This window comes from Neisseria sp. P0001.S005, from assembly GCF_051963715.1.
Map to the genome: position 1 here is coordinate 1 of NZ_JBQCTZ010000445.1, position 882 is coordinate 882.

Annotated in this window: 1 pseudogene; it reads left to right on the forward strand. The window is 59.6% G+C overall.

The window, feature by feature from the left end:
- Positions 1-882, forward strand: a pseudogene (locus ACTHSP_RS20935) (hypothetical protein); the annotation flags it as partial.

Here is an 882-nt window from a genome sequence, read left to right on the forward strand (position 1 = left end):
CCCGGCCAGCGGCGGCAACCCGGTTACCGTCGACGGTAGTGCCGGTACGGTTACCGGCCTGACAAACAAAACTTGGAATCCTGCCGGCATTGTCAGCGGACGTGCAGCCACGGAAGATCAGTTGAAAGCTGTAACCAATCAGGTCAACAGTTCTGCAACCCACTATTACAGCGTGAACGACGGTGGCGGCGCACACGGTGGCAATTTCAATAATGACGGCGCGACTGGTCTTAACGCATTGGCTGCCGGCGTGGGTGCAAGTGCGCAAGATAATGATGCTGTCGCCATCGGTAGCGGAACGATCGCTCAAGGTAACGGCTCGATCGCCATCGGTGCGGCTGCCGAAGTCAGCGGCGCCACCGGAGCGGGCGGCATCGCCATCGGCGCGGCTGCCACCGCTAAGAACGGCGGTACGGCCGTCGGCTCCGGCGCGGATACCGGCAACGGCACGGCACTCATCCCCGGCCTGCCCAACCGCCTCAATAACAACCTAGCATTGGGCGATAGCGCGAGGGTTAAAAACGATACCAACTTCAACGTGGCATTGGGTTCGCTTTCCACTGCAGGCGATGCGGATTTGACCGCCGCCGCCTACAAACCGAACGCAACTTCCGTCATTGCCGGCGACATCAACGAAGCCGGGGTTAAATATGGCGAAGTTTCGCTGGGCGGGGACACAAGCCATTTTATGTCCGGTAGCAAAATGTACCGCCGCCTGACCAATTTGGCTGCAGGTTCGGCCGATACCGATGCCGTGAACGTATCGCAGCTGAAAGCGGTGCAGGCTGCTTTGCAGGACCAAGCTCCGGTTGCATACACCAAAGCCGACGGCACCAAGGTGTACAAACACACCGACGGCAACTTCTACGATGCACCCAACGG